This is a genomic window from Methyloglobulus morosus KoM1 (assembly GCF_000496735.2).
GTDB classification, from domain to species: domain Bacteria; phylum Pseudomonadota; class Gammaproteobacteria; order Methylococcales; family Methylomonadaceae; genus Methyloglobulus; species Methyloglobulus morosus.
Window position 1 is genome coordinate 1 of sequence record NZ_AYLO01000013.1, and the last position, 17839, is coordinate 17839.

Below are 17839 nucleotides of genomic sequence, written 5' to 3' on the forward strand. Positions count from 1 at the left end.
GGCATAGCAGCTACATTTTGGGATGAGATAATACGGGCCAATCTGTAACATGCGAATACCCTTGTTTATCCGCACGCTATGTTGCGGTACGATTTCTTCAGTTCACTTCAAGTTTAAACTTCCTACGCGATGGAGCGGCAATTGGCGCAATTTTTTCTCACCATACAAATAGCCCTGCTCGTATCGACCGGCTTAGGGTTTGCTCATACTGCGGCCGCAAAGGATTTGCCGATACAAGGTAGTGCAAACAATCCCGCCTTACTCCTTGAACTAGGTAGTCAGCCATCGTCGATCAATGCAGATGACAAGGCAATTAAGGTAGCTGCTGGTGAAGTGTACGAGCATGAAGGTGATTCGTCGATTCAGGTAGATAAAGACGAAATTATTTCCAGGCATCCAGACTTCGGCAGTTGGAAAGTCAATTTTCGGTTTCGAGTCAACCCTGGCCTGTCCGGTAAAGCGTATCGTTTTTGGGCGCGGTGGAAGCAAGGTGGCGACCCCAATGCCTGCGAGCAATCTTTTGCGATCTGGGCAGGCCCTGACCCATCCGGACTGACGTTACGAGCTACCCTGCTCATGAAGCCTAAAGGGTGGGAATATGCTTGGATAGCTGCCGAACCATCTGTCAACCTTAAGGCTGACGACACGATTATTGAGATAAGGGAAAGCGGTTCCGGTCACGACGCCAAAGTTTTTGACGCATTCCTGTTTGCACCGCCATTATCCGTCCTGCCTGTCAGTGGTACAGACGATATGCCACTGGTTTTGCTGGATTTGGGCAATGCACCGGCATTGTCAACAATGGAAAAAGATCGCGCCGTGCAAATCCAGTTGGGTACGGCTACGGTCGGTGCAGGCGCAGAATCGATGTTGGCAGAAAAGGACGAAGTTCAGGTGTTCCATCAAGGCTTTGGTGAGTGGGGTGCAAATTTTCGTTTTGAGCTTAATCCAGCGATTATCCCGGGGCAGTACCGTTTTTTTGCCCGTTATAAAAGTGGCGGAGAGGTTTCCCAAGTGGGCCAGAATTTTGCGGTCAAGGCAGGGACAAAACCGGATGAATTGGCATTACGTGGCGATTTCAACCTGACCAACACCACGCCTTGGGAATATCAGTGGCTGCAATCTGAGAAGACGATGACGGTATTGCCGGGCGATCGCTGGCTGGAAATCAACAATACTGGAAAGGCGGACGGTGCAAAAGTCTTCGATGCTTTTCTGCTCAAGCTGGAAAAGCCGCTTGGCGACTGGATGGATGCCACACAGGCCGAGGCAAGGAATCGCTTTCTGGGACTGGCCAAGCCCTCACCTAACGCCAAACGACATCTGTATGTGCTTGATGGAAAAGGTGAAAAAGGCGACATCCTGTTTATGGGCTTAGCATCCGATGCCGCGAGGATTAGTTATGGAGATCTTTCGGTATCTTATCTGATAGGTTCGGAAGCCGAAGCATTCTCCCGCAGTTTGAACCTATCGATATTGCCGACAGCGATAATAACTGACGACCATTACAGTATCCTGGGTATTTTGTCCCGACCCGACAACGAACAGGAGGTGTCGAGATTTCTTGCCGAGCCAACCGAAGCCGGTAAGCCGCTGATGCCAACGCCAGTCATTCCAGATGCGCCTAAACCCCTTAAAGGCGGCATACCTGACGCTTGGTTGGTGGGCGGCTTACAGGATGGATTGTCGGGGGTTTCGATTTACGGGCTGGACACCGAAACGGTGTTAAGGCCCAATCCCGGTCAGCCTTATCTCAGCCTACAAATGATGGGCGGTGAAATGCGGGCATGGCGTGTTGCCACCACGCAAGCCAACGGTGTGGCCGATATAGAGCCCAAAACCGGACATTCCTATGGCTGGTCGCGCGGGAGCGGTTATGCACAGGTCTACCTAAAAGCGGATAAGGCCATGCAGGCACTGCTCCATTTGCAACAATCTGGGATCAAGACCGACGGCTGGTTAGATGGGCAACCTTTCAAGTTAGCGGATGATCCTAGTCTCCCGATGAAATTCTCATTCGCCACCTCGCAAGCAAAAACACTGCTGCAAGGCTTGACCACCGAAGGCCTGCCAGCAATTGCCACGGCGGACCGGATTGAAGCGCCACAGGTGGGTGTGCTGAACCTATCGCAAGGTTGGCACAGCCTGCTTATAAAATTGGTCATGCAGCATGACCAAGACCAACGGTTTTATTTTTCTGGACAATTTACCGCCCCTGATGGCAAGCCACTGGATTCAATCATGACGCAAGTGGGCGATCCCACTGCCGATCTTACGTTGAACGCTATTGCCGCCCAATTTCGTCCCCTAATTTTTGTTGACGCACCAGCCAACCTGCCACATCCTGGCGATCCCATCAAACTACGGATAGACATGCGCTGGCATTCGATTTTGGAGGAAACCAGCTTATCGACACCGTTGCCGCGTTTTCCGGCAAAGCTACGATTACGTCTCGTCGACTACAACGGAAAGCAAGTGGCAATGCAAGAAAAAACAGGCTTGTTCCCCGACCAAGTTGAAATGGATTTCGGCAAGATTGCCGAGCCGGGTTATTACGCGGTTTATCCATCCTTGCACACACCGGAAGGTAAGTTGATCATGGACTATCCTGCCGACGGTTTTTCCGTGGTGCGCGGAACTGCTGAGCAAAAGCGCCGGTTGGACAAGAAAAAATTATGGAACAACGACTATTACGCACTGGCGGACGGCGACAAAAGCTTTATGCAAGAAGGCGGCTATTTCACCTGGCTGGAACGGATGGGAATCTACAAAAGCTACGGCAGCTATCCTGGATTTGATCCGCAGTACCGGGCTAAGTGGGAGCTTGCAAAGCAACGGGGCTTAGTGCTGTTCGCGGACTCCTCCGGCGATAGTAACTGGCTTAATGACAGCCCTAAAGATGGCGAAGGCTTCATCAATTCAGCCGCAAAATTTACCCGCTACTTTAAAGCCACCAATGAGATTGACATACGTGCTGAGCCACAATGGCAAAAACTACGTGATCCTAAGCATTGGGTGGAACGCGCTAAATGGGAATATGAGCTAGTGCATAAACAGCGCAGCGATGCCCATTATGTTGGCGGTAGTCTAGTGCGGCCGGGAGATACAGAAGGGGCGGGGCAATGGTTTAAGCAGGTATTGCAACTGGGTTTGGATCAATATCAGGATGCCTGGGATATTCATGCCTATCCCCAGCAAGCGCCGAATTTCGGCGGTGCCATAGGCAATAGCCCGAATGAAGATGAGCGGGGCGTACTCGCTACCTATGCAAGTTTGGGCAAAAAGAATAACCTGCCTTTCTGGTTGGGGGAGACGGGCGCTAAGGCGATGCATGGCTTGACTGGACGTCGCTGGCAGGCGGAACAGGTGGCGAAGATGATCGCTTGGGCCAATAGCCGTAACGATTACTTGGGTTTGGCATTTTGTATAGGCCACGAATACGACTTGGCTTATGGCCGAATCTGGGATTACTCGATGGGTCACAAGTCTGGCGAAGCGGCTATGTATACGGCAAGCGCCTTAATTGACGGCTTGCCTTATCAAGCCGTCAACACCAACGACGCGCATGTTCAGGCCGCTTACTTTGGCGAAACCTTTATGGTTTGGCGTACCGATGAGGTGGTCGGAAATTGGCGACTACCGCTTGATTCAGGTAAATCCTGGGTCCTGATAGATGTCGTGGGACACTTACAGGAATTGACTGTTGATGGTTCTGGATATGCAACTATTCCAATATCTGCCAGCCCTGTCTATGTGCTTGAACGGGCAAAGTATGAACGCTTGACCCGTCCTTAAAGCCCCCTATTTTGGGATGGGTGTTCAAAATCAACAGGCATCTTCATCCAATTTTAATGTGACCCTCATCAAATCTTAATCAAACACGTAGGTTTTCCCTCATCTAAGCTCTGTAACCTAATACCCATCGCGACCGTTTAAAAGGATAGTCGTAAAGTTGGGGTGTACAGTTTTTCGTCCATCATTAGGGAATAGACAGGAAAGGGGTTTAGCACATGCCGCTCGGTTTTGGTAACGTCTTCAATGGGCTTTTTAAGCAATATGGACATACGGTGATCCTATTGCTGCGGTTTATGGATTTAGCCATGCTATTTTCTGCCGCTTGGGTTTCTCATTATTTCTGGCTGCGTCAGCCTCTCATCGATCAGGATTATCGAATCGTGATTGCGCTGGGTATACTGGCAGCCATTATCTTTTTCGATATAGGCCAAGTTTACCGCCCCTGGCGGAACGATGCCATGCGTGGGGAAGTCGCACGTATCGTCCGTGCTTGGGTAACCGCCGTCGTATCAGTCATTTCGATTGTGGCCTTGATCCGGTTACATTTTTGGTTTGGTTCCAGTTATCGCTGGATCGTCACATGGTGGGTGCTAGGATTGGTTTTTGTCCTTTTAGCCCGCAGCATCCTTTCTAAGTTGTTGCGAAGCCTGCGTTCCCATGGTTGGTTGTCACAAGGCCGGGTCATTTTGGTTGGATTAAACCAGATGGCTGTTGCCGTTAGCGGGCAATTGAACTACTCGTCCTGGGCCGGTTTGCAAGTGATTGGTTATGTTGACGACCGATCTGAAGATCGGCTCTCGGCCAGCGAATTTCCGTTGCGGCGACTTGGCGAGTTAAAAGATCTCGCTGCCATTGTCAAAGAGGAGGCCGTTGACGAAGTATGGATAGCGTTCTCTGGGGAATCGCTTGCAGAACGCGCGCAGCATTATCTTCGCCATATGCCGGTCAGCATCCGTTTGGTTATCGACTGTTTTGCTTTCAAGCGGAATAAATTCCTCAGCATAAACACGGTGGCGGGTATTCCTACGTTGGATTATTCGGTCTCACCATTACACGGTATAAATCGCCATGTTAAGGAGATTTTGGATCGATTTTCCGCTTTCGTCATTTTGCTGATTATCAGCCCGTTATTGCTGATTATTGCGATTGGTGTAAAGCTGAGCTCGCCAGGCCCGGTATTTTATAAGCAAGTACGTATAGGGTGGAATAACGATTCCTTTACCATGTTGAAGTTCCGCTCAATGCCAGTGGGTGCCGAAGCCAAAACCGGCGCGGTTTGGGCAAAACCCGGCGAAAATAGGGCGACCCCCTTCGGCAGTTTTTTGCGTAAGACCAGCCTTGACGAATTGCCGCAGCTTATCAACGTGCTTAAAGGCGATATGTCGCTCGTCGGCCCCAGACCAGAACGGCCAGATTTTGTGGAAGTCTTCAAAGACCAAGTGCCTAATTACATGAAAAAGCACATGGTCAAGGCTGGCATTACCGGCTGGGCGCAAGTAAACGGCTGGCGCGGTGACACTGACTTGAACCGGCGCATCGAACATGACTTGTATTATATCCAGCACTGGTCTGTCTGGTTCGATTTGGAAATTGCCGTGCGTACCTTACTCACTGGTTTTATCAACAAAAATGCCTATTAAGGAAATGCCAACCATGTTTAGATTGATTCCCTTGGTCTTTGTTTTAGTTTTGTCTGCGTGTTCATTAACGCCCGGCATGGAAATGAAAGCCGAAAACGGCGTGTCGGCACTGGAAGTGCCGGTGATGAAGGGTGGCAGGATGGTCAAGGAAAAACCTAAGATAGTCCCGATTACCGCAGACTTAATCATAGAGCGGGAAAATGCCCGGTTACAGGAAGCCAATAACTTACCGCCTGCGGATGTCAACAAAACCGCCTATCGAATCGGCCCCCAAGATCGGGTACAGGTAACGGTTTGGGAACATCCAGAACTGAATAATCCAGGTGGGGAAGAAATTGAACCCGAAATGGCCGGTAAGGTGGTTGATGACAATGGCGATCTGTATTATCCCTACGTGGGCAATGTCCATGTGGCCGGGAAAACCGTCAGCGAGGTCAGGACGTTGTTGACCCGCAAGCTTTCCAATTATTTCAAGCAAGTCAAACTGGATGTCCGCGTGCTGTCTTTCCAAAGCCATCGGGCGGCGGTCGTTGGCGAAGTCAAAACACCGGGTGTCGTGTCCATGACGGAAACACCATTGACCGTCGCCGAAGCCATCAGCCGGTCAGGCGGTGTTACCGAACATGCCGATATGAGCAACGTGGCCTTGGCGCGTGATGGCAAGCTGTACAAGATCGACGTGCTTGGTTTGTACGAAAAAGGTAATACTACCCAGAACCTGCTGCTTAAGGACGGGGACGTGTTGAACATTCCCGACAGCAAGGAAAATAAAGTGCTGATGATGGGCGAGGTCGGCAGACAACAGGCTTTGCAGATCAACAAGGGCAGGTTGTCGCTATCGCAAGCATTGGCGGAGGCTTATGGCCTTGACTTCAATAGCTCCAGGCCGGAAGAGGTTTTTGTGATCCGCCCAGGCGACAAGAAACCCGAAATCTTCCAATTGAATGCGGAATCCCCAGATGCCATGCTGCTGGCTGACCAGTTTGCTTTGCAGGCGCATGATACCGTGTTTGTAGGTACGGCGGGGGTGACGCAATGGTCGCGTGTCCTCAATCAAATCTTGCCGTCATCGTTTACGTCTATCATGTCGCGGGCGGCATTTGTTGGGATGTGATGGCTTTATAAAGCTGTAATTTGTTAACAGACAATTGCGCTGTGTCATCGTCAGTCATGGGCAATACAATTGGACAATGATTTAAAAAGAGTAGGATATGACTATGTATTTAAAGGATGAAATGACTGCGCTGCCGCCGCCGTTTGGTGGCTTTCAGGTCCAGGAGCCGAGCATCAGTATCCGCGATTATGTTGACTTGCTATTTGAAGGCAGGAAGATCATTTTGTCTGTGTTGCTGTCCGTGCTGTTGTTGACAGCGGTCTATTTAGTGCTAGCCCCCCGTACTTATAAAGCGGATGCCCTGTTAAGGATAGATCGAAACAAGGCGCTACTTGCTGCGACAATAAGAAGTGAAACGAACGCGTCATCGACCGAAGCGGAAAGCCCACGGGCGCAACGTGAGGTGGAAATCCTACGTTCCCGTTCAGTGTTGGGTAAGGTGGTGGATGATTTGAACCTGATGGTGGAATATTCACCCTCTTACTTTCCTATTATCGGCGAAGCCATCGCACGTCGGCATGATGTCCACGATGGCGTTGCAGAAGCATGGTTGGGTTTTAGTCGCTGGGCCTGGGGAGGCGAAAAACTTAACATCGCGACTTTTAATGTGCCGGATCGCTATCTAGATAAGGAGTTTACCCTGGTCGCCTTGGAAAATGGACGCTTTCGTTTGTTAGGGCCTAAAGGTGAAGACTTGGTTGAAGGCCAGGTCGGCGAAACCGTGACCGCCGACATGGGTGAGGCAGAACCCGTCGCGATTAAGGTCAGCGAGCTTGCTGGGCATCCAGGTACACATTTTGAATTAACAAGGAAAACCTCATTAACCGCTATTGAAACATTGCAAAAAGCATTTTTCGTTAAGGAGATTTCCAAGGACACCGATATTCTCAGTGTCGAACTCAAAGGCCGTAACCCTGTGCAGCTTGCTAAATCAGTGAACGACATTGCGACGATTTATGTCAACGCCACCGTCAATTGGGAGTCAGCGGAAGCGTCGCAGAAACTGGGATTCCTTGAAAGCCAATTGCCCATCGTTAAGGCGCGTTTGGAAAAAGCCGAACAAGAATTAAGCGCCTATAGACAACAGAATGGCGCGGTCGATATACCTGCCGAAGCCGAAATATTGCTTAAGCAAGCCTCCGAAATGGAGACGATGCATATCCAGCTTAAACAAAAATACGAAGAACAGAATCAACGATTGGCGGGCGCACACCCAGACATGGTTGCCACCAAGGCACAAATAAGGCGTATAGATAACAAGCTGGTGGGTCTGGAAAAACGCATTAAAAATTTGCCGCGCACGCAGCAGCGCATGGTAAGCCTTGCTCGGGACGTTCAAGTCAACACGGAACTTTATACCTCCTTACTTAATAGTGCCCAAGAACAGCGCATTGCCGCTGCGGGTTCTTTGGGCAATTCCCGTATCGTCGATTTTGCCGTCACGCCGGAAAAGCCTTATTGGCCGAAACCTGGATTGTTGTTGGCCATTGCTGCTTTGCTGGGGCTAAGTGCGGGATCGGCACTGGTGTTCTTAAGGCATTCCATGCAACGCCACGACAATTACCCGGCCTTGTTGGAATATCAGGTGGGCATACCACTTTATGCCGCTATCCCACACAGTAAAAAGCAACGTCGTTTGGCAAAACTGATCGACCAGGGCAAAGACCGCGAACCCGGCATCCTGGTGAGCCAGGATCCGCTCGATATTTCCGTGGAGTCATTGCGTGGTTTGCGAACCACGCTCGAAGCCACTTTAGCTAACCACGAAAGCAAGGTCATTATGGTCAGCAGCCCATCCCCGGGTATGGGGAAATCTTTCGTCAGCACCAATTTGGCTGCGTTGCTGGCAAGTATCAAAAAGCGCGTGTTAATCATTGACACCGACATGCGGAATGGTCGATTACATGAAACTTTTTCCGTCAGTAAACAACCGGGGTTGTCCGATTTGTTAGCGGGGAGGGCAACGCTGGGTGACATTATCATTAGCCTGCCCGACGTAGGCGTGGATTTGATACCGAGAGGGAGTATGGTGCTGAATCCAGCCGAATTGCTGGTTATGGGTGACTTGGAAGAGACGCTAGAACAATTGAAAAGCTTTTATAACCATATCGTGATCGATTCGCCGCCCATCTTAGGGGCGACAGATGCCGCTATTATTGGCAAACACGTTGATGCCACATTTTTGGTGGTCAAGGAAGGAAGGTATACGGCACAGGAATTGGAAGTCAGCTTCAAGCGTTTCCAACAGGTCGGTGTTAAAACTAACGGCTTCATTATCAATGATATGAAGGAAGGGTCTTCGTATTATCCGTATTATGGTTATGCCTATACGAATCCCGAGGTGAACCCTAAAAATACGTCCATGTTCGAGGCAGGTTATCAAGCCGTAGGTGGCTGGATAGAAAAATACCAGAACCGTAACTACCTTGATGCCGATGGCTCCCTTGAAGAGGATGACGACAAGGTAAGGGTGTAGATGCAAATTCGTTTCGAAAAAGATTTGCCTGTTCTGTTGTTTGCACTGGTGAGTGCGTCGACTTTGGCTTCCCTGCCGCAAGTCGAATCGGCTTGGACGGGGGTAAAAGAGGTTTATGGCGAGCAGGATTTTGGTTTACGTATCCTGCGCGAGGTCATGCTGCTAGTACTTGTCGTTTATGCTTTTTTAGAACCGCGTTTGCGGAATGGCGGCTTGACCAGCACGGTATTTGCTTTTCTCGGGACTGTCGCCGCTTATGCACTCTTCGAAGTTGCCTATGCGCTTAATCGTGACCTGCCGTTGGTCGTGCCGATGTCGGGGCTGCGCGTATTTGAATATCTCCCTGTGGCATTGATCGGGTTTGTGGTCAGCCGATTGGGTTCGGGCGAGACTGTACTTTATCGGTTCGCACGTTATCTTCGGTATTACATTGCCCTGCAAGCCGTGTTGGCGATTGCCCAGGCTTTGTGGGCGCCACCTTTGTTTGGGGTGTCGTTTTTGGGTGGCGGGAGGCCGTTTGGTACGTTTGTCAGCCCTAACCTTTTTGGGGCAACCATGGCGACTTGTGCGCTATTGTTCTCGATGGTCTCGGGGATGCGAAAATGGCTTGCTTTAAGCATATTTTTAGCATTGTTGAGCGGTTCACGTACGGCTTTTATCAGCTCCCTTTTAGTGGTGTTTTTTCAGGTTTATTCGGCACTCCGTCCCCGTGACCGTTGGGCGTTGATTATGCCGGCACCGATACTAGCTGTGGGTGCGCTGGTTCTAGCATCCAGCCCCTTGCTCAGTGGACGTGATGACGCAAACCCAACCGAAGATGGTCGTATCGATTTATGGCAACGGGTATTTTCGGAGCAAGTCCATGGGCCTGCAGATGTGCTGTTCGGTTGGGGATTAGGGTTGAGTTCGAACACTATCAATGTACTTTATGGAGCAGAACATTTTCCGGGGCAATTCGATTCCGACAGCCTTTATTTATTCCTGTTGAATGGTTATGGATTGCTTGGGCTGCTGGCGTATTTGTTCTTTCTGTGGATGACCACGAAGGTCTCCGTTCATCCTAACAAAGGGTTGGTGGTAATGTTCATTTTTGTTGCCGGATTGACATTCAATATGTGGGAGTATTTCCCGCAAAATGCGATGCTTATGCTGTTATGGGGTTTGGTGTTAGGTGCCGGCTATTTGTCGAATTCGGCTTCATTGCAGGCGCGCCCAGTCGCATCGGGTTCGTATTATCAGCGCTATTCCTGACAACGGGGCTTAAAAATAAGAACTATGTACGCGCTATTGAAAGAAAAACGATTGGTCGGCGATGCCTTTTGGGTGTTGTTTGGGCAATTGGCATCCGCTATCGCCCTGTTAGCTGGAACGCGGCTTCTTACCGAACTGGTAACGCCTGATATTTACGGGCAAGTGGCTTTATTGAATGGTTTTGTTGCCTTGGGGGTTGCTGTATTTTCTTACCCTTTCATTTGTGCGGGAATGCGGATGTGGCCGGAATGCCAAGATAATGGGGAGCGTGCGGTTTTATATAAGTCTGTTTCCTATTTGACCGCGCGTTCAACGGCTCTGGCGATAGGGTTATTGGCCTTGGGCGGCGCTATCTATAGTTATGTCGCAACTAGCGATGTTGGGTTATTCATCATTGCAGGTTTTCTTCTGGCGGTGACGGTTCAGCGCGAGCTGGGTATTCAATTGCTTATTGGCGGACGCAAGCAACGTAGCGCCAGTCTTTGGCAGACGAGCGACAGCATTTTACGCCCCGTGTTAGCGATTTCCTTGGTGTGGTGGGGCGGCCAAAAGGTTGAATGGGTGTTGCTGGGTTATATCGTAGCGAGCATGGTTTCAAATTTGGTCTGGTCGTTTGCGTTAAGCACAAAGAGCAAGAATACCAAAAACCCCAAAATAACCCACAATTTTAGGAATGAGATATGGGCTTATGCCTTGCCGCTGATTCCTATGGAATTGATATTTTGGGTGAATGGTATCGGTGACAGGTACGTCATCGGTTATTTGATGACGGCTGCGGAAGTGGGCTTATATGTAGCAACGTACACAATCATTAACGAGGCGTTTAACCGTAGCGCAATGGTTTTATTGCGTACCTTTCAGCCGGTTTATTTTCAGTCTTGCGTGCAAAACCAAGTTAAGGATGGATTTAGGGTCCTATGGATTTGGATAGCTTGCGTGATTGCGCTGGGGATTGTTGGTGTGGCGTTATTGTTTTTTACCAAGGATTGGGTGGCGGCGCTGGTGCTTGCAAAATCGTATCATTCGGCGATTGAATTGATGCCGGCCATAGCGATTGGGTGTGCCTTGCATGCTTTAGGGACGGTAGTGTCGCAACCGCTGCTGGCAAATAAACGGACAAAGTTGTTGTTGTTGGGACGCGTATGCGGCGTTGTGACAGCGGCGATAAGTATTCCATTGTTGGTAAAAAGTTTCGGCTTGCTGGGGGCGGCCATTGCCAATCCCATTTATTTTGGGGTGGAGGCCCTGGTTTTGGCGCTGCTTGCAAAACCTTGGCGTACTTGCGAAGTGGGGAAAAAAGTCCAAGCGGAAGGCGAAGTTGCAGTTCAGGCTGATGGATTAACGGCCACCTAGGCACTGTATAAAATGACAGTTTTTGGTTAACAAAATAATAAAGAGAAAAACTATGGCGTATGCATCGGCTATTTCAGGAATTTATGGGGACGTTTTACATGAATGTGTGAGTTGTAACGGCGGCAAAATTAAGTATTGGCGGCAAAAAAATTTCCAGTATACGGAAAACGCAAGCCATGAGGAGTTCCATATTTACCGCTGTGAAAGCTGTGGGACAGGGTTCTTAAATCGACCGCCCCATGTGCAATGGTTGCAATCCATTTATCAATATTCAGGGCAAGCATTGACCCAAGCAATCACATTGGAAGATGTATTGGCGAGGGAGATAGAATTTCCAAACTGTAAGGTAGACGCCGATCGCATGAGCCGTGACGCTCACTTATTTAACAGTTCAGGCAATACTCAGGCATTAGACATTGGTTCAGGCTTCGGTTTTTACACACAGGCACTTAGGGCTGTGGGTTACCGAACGGTCAGCATAAATCCTGGACAATACGAAAATGAGGTTTTCAGGAGTTTGAATGGCGATGAGCCGGTTGCCGTCATGTTCGAGAATTACGAACCCTCCGAACAATTTGGTGTAGTGATGATGTCGCAGGTGTTGGAACACATTCTTGAACCAGGCCGAGCAGTGAGTAAGGTATCCAGCCTATTGGCAACAGGTGGCGTTTTAGCGTGTGCCGTGCCTAACTACGATTCGTTTTTAGTCAAACTGCTGGGCACAAAAGACAATGCTTGTTTGTGGGTACCTGAGCATGTCAATTATTTTACCGAAAAAGGCCTAAAAACCTTGCTTGAGCGCAATGGTTTCAGTGTTGTCAAGGTAGAACAAATCACTCGAATCCCATCCAATGCGCTATCCAAAAGGCTACGATTGAAAGGAAGGCTGGCGACCATTGCCGACAATGTGGTCAAATTTTTGCAGCCTCCTTTTGCGGGACTGATGAATTTTTTTGGGTTGGGAATCTATATCAATTTGTATGCGGTCAAGAATTAATAACCCGCAATGTTTTCCAAGGACGTTAAACAAGCCATATTATGCTAACCGTTGTCATTTTGACTAAAAATGAACAAGCCAATTTACCGGCTTGTCTGGCGGCGATACCCGCCCGCTATCCTATTGTGATTGTGGATTCGGGAAGTACCGACAATACCGTCGCCATTGCCAAGGGCAGGGGATGTCGAGTTTTTACGAACCCTTGGCCTGGTTTTGCCGAACAGCGTAACTTTGCCATCAAGCAGTGCGATATCAATAGCCCCTGGCTATTGTTTGTCGATGCGGACGAAATTTATCCCCAGGCATTTTATGACGAGTTTGAATCCAGGTGGTCTGGCTCCGATTCGCTTGATGTGCTGATGGTGCCGTCGATACTTTATCTGCGCGGCAAACGATTAAGTTACGCTCCCGGTTATCCCATTTATCATCCTAGGCTGGTGCGGCGGGAAACGACCAGTTTTGTCCGCAACCATACCGGGCACGGCGAAGCCGTCATCAATACGTGCCGTATTGAATATTCCGATATTCCCTATGAGCATTATTTTTATCATGGCGAGATTATTGAATGGATGCACAAACATGTCGACAAGGCGGCACAGGAAGTTCAGCTCCAACCTACAACCGGCGCGGTGATGACGAAGCGGGGACAGTTAAGTGTTTTATTGGGGCGGTCGTGGCTTAGGGTCTTTGCACGATTTTTATACCACTTCGTCTTTCGGGGTGGTTTTTTGGATGGCATTGCTGGATTAGAGTTTGCCCTCATGTTCACTTGGTATGAGGCAACGATTTACCTCCAAGCAAAAGCCGGCGCACAAGGAAAGGAATGATTATGAAAATTTCACTCGTTTTGGCAACATTGGGTAGGGACTGGCAAGTGGTCGATTTTTTGAAGTCGCTAACAAGCCAAACCTATCACAATTTTGAGCTGATTATCATTGACCAAAACCAGGACGGTAAAATCGATGCCATTGTCGAATCGTACAAGGATTGCTTTGCTGTAAGACATGTAAAGGTCGATTTTGTCGGCAATGCCAGGGCCAGGGACTACGGGATAGGTTTAGCCCAAGGCAGGATCGTCGCATTTCCCGATGACGATTGTGCTTACCATCAAGATGTCCTAAAGGAAGTGGTCGCAGAATTTAAAAAGCGCAAAAACCTCTCCATTTTAGTGGCAGGCTCCTATGATTTTTCATCCAATCGATTCAGCATAGGCGTAAACAGCCACAAGGCGCAGTATTTCTCACGCTTCCAAATGATGGGGGTTGAGTTCACGCAGTTTTTTGATAGGGACAAGATAGATCGGGAGCAATTCCATCTGGATCACGATTTTGGCATAGGTTCCAAATATTCTGGGGCAGAGGGTTTTGAGCTCTTGTATCGCTTGCTTCGTGCTGGCAGCACCGCATTTTATACGCCCGAAATAAAAATTTATCACCCGGATAAGGACCATTACAAGTTGGGGACAGGAAGGATGTTGATGTATTCCACGGGTGTTGGGGCATACATGAGGAAATTCGCCAATGAACACGATGCGTTCATCTTATATTACATCGCACGTAAGATGTTTGTTGCCCCGATGTTAAAAATGATGTTTGCCTTGATCTTTTTTAACCAGAAAAAGTTGGCTTATTCTTTCTACAACCTTGTCGGTATTTGGCGCGGCTTCTTCGCTTATGAAGGCAACTGCTCATGAAAGAAAAACAGACAAAAAAGGATCAGGAAAAATTGCCCCTTACTAGGGGCATAATCTATTCGCAGTCTGTTTTAGGAGAAATAGCATGGAAGTAGGTATCGTTACCACGCATATCCCCCCGGCTAAAGGTTACGGCGGCGTATCCGTCACGGCCAGCGTATTGACCAAGGCTTGGGCGGAGCGGGGCCATAAAATGGTGCTGGTCGCGTCCGACGAATCCATTGCCGGTCGGCTTCGGGTTGAAGACGTGAAACTGGGCAAACAAGTTGACGTCAAGCTTTACCGTTGTTACGGCTTCAGGCGATGGGGTTTTGGCCTGGGTGCTATCCCTATGATATTGAGATTATGCCTGCGGATGCCGGTGATCTATATTCACGGTATTGCAACATGGCCGTCTACACTCGCCGCCCTGTTTTGCACTTTGCTGCGCCGTCCGTTTATGGTGGCGGTACATGGCGGATTGATGCCCGAACATGTTGACCTCATACGGCGGGATAAACCGCATAAATGGCTGTTCTATCAATGGTTGACTTTTCCGACCCTGCGTCGGGCCATCGCCGTGCATTGCACCAGTGAAACCGAAGCCGAGGGCGTGCGGAACGTACTCGGTGAAGATGCCCGCATACTGTTGGTCCCCAACGGTATCGACAGCCGTGAATTTAAGGTGTCCGAATTTCCTGTTGAGAAAGGCATGAAGCTCTGCTTCTTGGGGCATATTCAGCAAGAAAAAGGCCTTAATGCATTCATTAGGGCCTGGTTAAAAGTTAAGCGACCTGCCGATCGCTTGGTCGTCGCTGGCAGGGGTGTTGACGGCGCTTATTTCGAAGAGTTTCAGGCCTTGGTTGAACAAGCGCAAGGGGCTGTTTGCTACTGGGGCTACTTGGAACGTTGCGAGGTCATGGAATTGCTGGCTAACAGCCATTTTCTGGTGTTGCCTTCCGGTTTGGAAGAGGCGGGCGGTATGCGCGAAAACTTTGGCAACGTAGTGGCTGAAGCCATGGCGACAGGCCGACCTGTCTTGGTGGCCAGGGGCTTGGCATGGGATCATCTGGAAGCGTACGGCGCGGGATTTGTTTTCGAGCGGACGGAGGATTCGGTCTGTGATGTCCTGCGTAAAGCACAAGCGCTGGATCGCCAGGAATGGGAACGGATGTCTTATAAGGGCAGGCAGTATGTCGAACAACAGCTCGATCCCGTTAAGTTAGGGGAGCAAGTTTGGCAGGTGTTGACGAAAGTCGACCAAGATAACTTGCCGCAACAACTGGTCGGGGGGTCATCCTATGACTAAAGTCGGGCTTATCGTCCCCACGTTAAACGCGGGCAAGCTATGGGGATCCTGGCTTAAAGCCCTCGAACAGCAGACCCGGAAACCGGATTTCCTGTTGCTGATCGATTCTTCGTCCAGCGACGACACGGTAGACTTGGCACGAGCCCAAGGCTTTAACGTGCAGGTCATTCCCAAGTCGGAATTCAATCACGGGGGCACCCGCCAGTTCGGCGTGACACTGTTGTCGACGATGGACATTATTGTCTTCCTGACACAAGATGCCTTGCTGGCTAACCCTAATGCTATCGAACGGCTGGTGACCGCATTCGACGATCCGCGTGTCGGTGCGGCGTACGGTCGCCAGCTTCCGCATGACAACGCAAGCCCTATCGCCGCCCATGCCCGGCTGTTCAATTATCCCGCCGAAAGCCAACTACGTAGCCTGGAAGACCGGAAACGCTTTGGCATTAAAACGGTGTTTATCTCGAATTCCTTTGCGGCGTATCGGTATAATGCCCTGATGCAGGCCGACGGATTTCCGGTGGACACCATCATGAACGAAGACACCTATGTGGCGGGCAAGATGTTGTTGTCCGGCTGGAAAATTGCCTATTGCGCCGATGCCCAAGTGCATCATTCGCATAACTACAGTTTTATGGACGAATTTAAGCGCTATTTCGATATCGGTGTTTTCCATACCCATACGGCGTGGCTGCAACAGACCTTTGGCGGGGCATCCGGCGAAGGCTTACGCTTCGTGGTGTCGGAACTGCGCTATTTGTTGAAACACGCCCCGAGCCTGATACCTTCCGCCGTGCTGCGGACAGGCTTGAAATGGCTAGGATTTAAGTTGGGTGCGCTGCATCAGAGTTTGCCGGGCATTATGCTTAAAAACTTTAGCTTGCATAAGACTTATTGGCTACGCACATTGCCGTAGACCTCATTTATTTGAACGGAATCGGATTTTTCAGCAACTCCTTAATGGATAGGGCTTTATACGTTTGAAGCCCAATAAACCGATTATGCCGCTGCCGAATAACCAGATTGCGGCAGGAAGAGGGACGGAAGATATCGGCGTCAAAAGAAAGTTACGACCGCCGAAGAATTTTGCGCCTGAGCCTAGAATCTGACCAGCATCATTGATCGCGTAAACTGTTTGAAGATCCCAACCCGCAATATCTCCATAGAGCAATGTATTCAGATCCATTATATTGCCGTTCTCTGTTACAAAAGCCCGAGAATGGCCTGCGCTATCAAAATATTCGCCCACAACTTGTCCGGCGGCATTAACATCTATTCCATTACTCAGCGTAACAGTATTAATTCCGCTACCGTCACCTAAAGTAAGAAGGTCAATCATTTGTCCGCTGCTGTTGGTGATGAAGGCATGAACACTACCTTCCGCTGTTTCAGCCCATCCCGTTACCTGTCCGGAGGCGTTGATAGCATGTGCTTCGCTTCTATTGCCACCCAATGTTCCTAGATCGATCAGATCTAGGTTGTTGCCGGTTATAAAAGCATGAGAGGTGCTATCGGTTGTAGATTTCTCAGAATTACCCGCCACCCGGCCAGCATCGTTGATAGCCACCCCATAGCTCTCGCGCCCTCCCAACGTACCTAAATCAATTAACGCCCCACTGCTGGTGGTGACAAAAGCGTGTTGAGGTGGAGGAAGTGTAAATGGTTGGCAACCTCCTGCTCTGGGGTTGCACGTGTTTAAATCAGGATCGATTATGATGTCGTCTCCTGACGAAGAATTGCCTGTCACTAGACCATTGGCATTGATACCAAAGGCACGTGTGATGCGCGAGGAATTTCCGCCCAAGTCGCCCACATCTGCCATTTCACCACTGCTGCTGGTGACGAAGGCGCGCCTGAAGTCACCATGCATCCCAGTGACCTGTCCGGTGTTATTGATGGCCATCCCAATAGATTCGCCTCCCCCCAACGTGCCTAAATCAATCTTTTCGCCACTGCTGTTGGTAACAAAGGCATGACGGGTATTGCCGGCTGTTATAGTCCAACCTGTCATTTGCCCAGAAGCATTAATATCCTGATATCCAGTGTCCCTCTCACCCAAATCCGTAATGCTGTAAAGCAATTTTGCCTGCGTAGCACTACTCAGCGCTAATCCGGCAATAAGTAAACCTGTACTTAATGAGAATTTGGTTTTTTTTGCTCGGTAATATTTTGCCATATTGCTCTCTGCCTAGTTATAAACACTGGTTTTTGATGAAAGTACATAGCCAGTAC

12 protein-coding genes are annotated in these 17839 nt (G+C 49.6%); 11 read left to right on the top strand and 1 reads right to left on the bottom strand.

The window, feature by feature from the left end; genetic code table 11:
• Positions 1-141: 141 nt before the first annotated feature.
• From MGMO_RS02135 to MGMO_RS02185, 11 genes are all read left to right on the top strand, one after another.
• Positions 142-3795: a hypothetical protein gene (locus MGMO_RS02135; protein ID WP_235557207.1), complete on the top strand. Its 3654-nt coding sequence runs from the start codon at positions 142-144 to the stop codon at positions 3793-3795.
• 215 nt (positions 3796-4010) lie between these two features.
• Positions 4011-5435 carry an undecaprenyl-phosphate glucose phosphotransferase gene (locus tag MGMO_RS02140; protein WP_023493371.1) on the top strand — a complete coding sequence of 475 codons (1425 nt, stop codon included), beginning with the start codon at positions 4011-4013 and terminating at the stop codon, positions 5433-5435.
• Between the two features lie 13 nt (positions 5436-5448).
• Positions 5449-6549: a polysaccharide biosynthesis/export family protein gene (locus MGMO_RS02145; protein ID WP_023493372.1), complete on the top strand. Its 1101-nt coding sequence runs from the start codon at positions 5449-5451 to the stop codon at positions 6547-6549.
• 97 nt (positions 6550-6646) lie between these two features.
• Positions 6647-9025 (top strand): polysaccharide biosynthesis tyrosine autokinase, encoded by a 2379-nt coding sequence (locus MGMO_RS02150; protein ID WP_235557208.1) that lies wholly within the window; start codon positions 6647-6649, stop codon positions 9023-9025.
• Complete coding sequence (locus tag MGMO_RS02155) at positions 9026-10276, top strand: O-antigen ligase family protein (protein ID WP_023493374.1); 1251 nt, start codon at positions 9026-9028, stop codon at positions 10274-10276.
• A gap of 24 nt (positions 10277-10300) precedes the next feature.
• Entirely contained in the window at positions 10301-11629 is a 1329-nt protein-coding gene (locus tag MGMO_RS02160) for a lipopolysaccharide biosynthesis protein (protein ID WP_023493375.1), read from the top strand.
• A 52-nt stretch (positions 11630-11681) separates the two neighbouring features.
• Positions 11682-12626, top strand: coding sequence for a class I SAM-dependent methyltransferase (locus MGMO_RS02165; protein WP_023493376.1), 945 nt, complete (start codon positions 11682-11684; stop codon positions 12624-12626).
• 41 nt (positions 12627-12667) lie between these two features.
• Positions 12668-13453, top strand: a complete 786-nt coding sequence (locus MGMO_RS02170; RefSeq protein WP_023493377.1) for a glycosyltransferase family 2 protein — start codon at positions 12668-12670, stop codon at positions 13451-13453.
• 2 nt (positions 13454-13455) lie between these two features.
• Positions 13456-14319, top strand: a complete 864-nt coding sequence (locus tag MGMO_RS02175; RefSeq protein WP_036306550.1) for a glycosyltransferase family 2 protein — start codon at positions 13456-13458, stop codon at positions 14317-14319.
• An 85-nt stretch (positions 14320-14404) separates the two neighbouring features.
• Positions 14405-15607, top strand: coding sequence for a glycosyltransferase family 4 protein (locus tag MGMO_RS02180; protein ID WP_023493380.1), 1203 nt, complete (start codon positions 14405-14407; stop codon positions 15605-15607).
• A complete protein-coding gene (locus MGMO_RS02185) occupies positions 15600-16523 on the top strand; it encodes a glycosyltransferase (RefSeq protein WP_023493381.1) in 924 nt (307 codons plus the stop codon). Before MGMO_RS02180 ends, MGMO_RS02185 begins: the two co-directional genes overlap by 8 nt.
• Positions 16524-16553: 30 nt before the next feature.
• On the opposite strand, the gene MGMO_RS02190 is transcribed toward MGMO_RS02185, so the two are convergent.
• Positions 16554-17783 (bottom strand): HAF repeat-containing protein, encoded by a 1230-nt coding sequence (locus tag MGMO_RS02190; RefSeq protein WP_023493382.1) that lies wholly within the window; start codon positions 17781-17783, stop codon positions 16554-16556.
• Positions 17784-17839: the final 56 nt, after the last annotated feature.

Coding starts and splice junctions, on each gene's coding strand:
- MGMO_RS02140 (WP_023493371.1), top strand. CDS start 4,011: ATGCCGCTCGGTTTTGGTAACGTCTTCAATGGGCTTTTTAAGCAATAT.
- MGMO_RS02145 (WP_023493372.1), top strand. CDS start 5,449: ATGTTTAGATTGATTCCCTTGGTCTTTGTTTTAGTTTTGTCTGCGTGT.
- MGMO_RS02150 (WP_235557208.1), top strand. CDS start 6,647: ATGACTATGTATTTAAAGGATGAAATGACTGCGCTGCCGCCGCCGTTT.
- MGMO_RS02155 (WP_023493374.1), top strand. CDS start 9,026: ATGCAAATTCGTTTCGAAAAAGATTTGCCTGTTCTGTTGTTTGCACTG.
- MGMO_RS02160 (WP_023493375.1), top strand. CDS start 10,301: ATGTACGCGCTATTGAAAGAAAAACGATTGGTCGGCGATGCCTTTTGG.
- MGMO_RS02165 (WP_023493376.1), top strand. CDS start 11,682: ATGGCGTATGCATCGGCTATTTCAGGAATTTATGGGGACGTTTTACAT.
- MGMO_RS02170 (WP_023493377.1), top strand. CDS start 12,668: ATGCTAACCGTTGTCATTTTGACTAAAAATGAACAAGCCAATTTACCG.
- MGMO_RS02175 (WP_036306550.1), top strand. CDS start 13,456: ATGAAAATTTCACTCGTTTTGGCAACATTGGGTAGGGACTGGCAAGTG.
- MGMO_RS02180 (WP_023493380.1), top strand. CDS start 14,405: ATGGAAGTAGGTATCGTTACCACGCATATCCCCCCGGCTAAAGGTTAC.
- MGMO_RS02185 (WP_023493381.1), top strand. CDS start 15,600: ATGACTAAAGTCGGGCTTATCGTCCCCACGTTAAACGCGGGCAAGCTA.
- MGMO_RS02190 (WP_023493382.1), bottom strand. CDS start 17,783: ATGGCAAAATATTACCGAGCAAAAAAAACCAAATTCTCATTAAGTACA.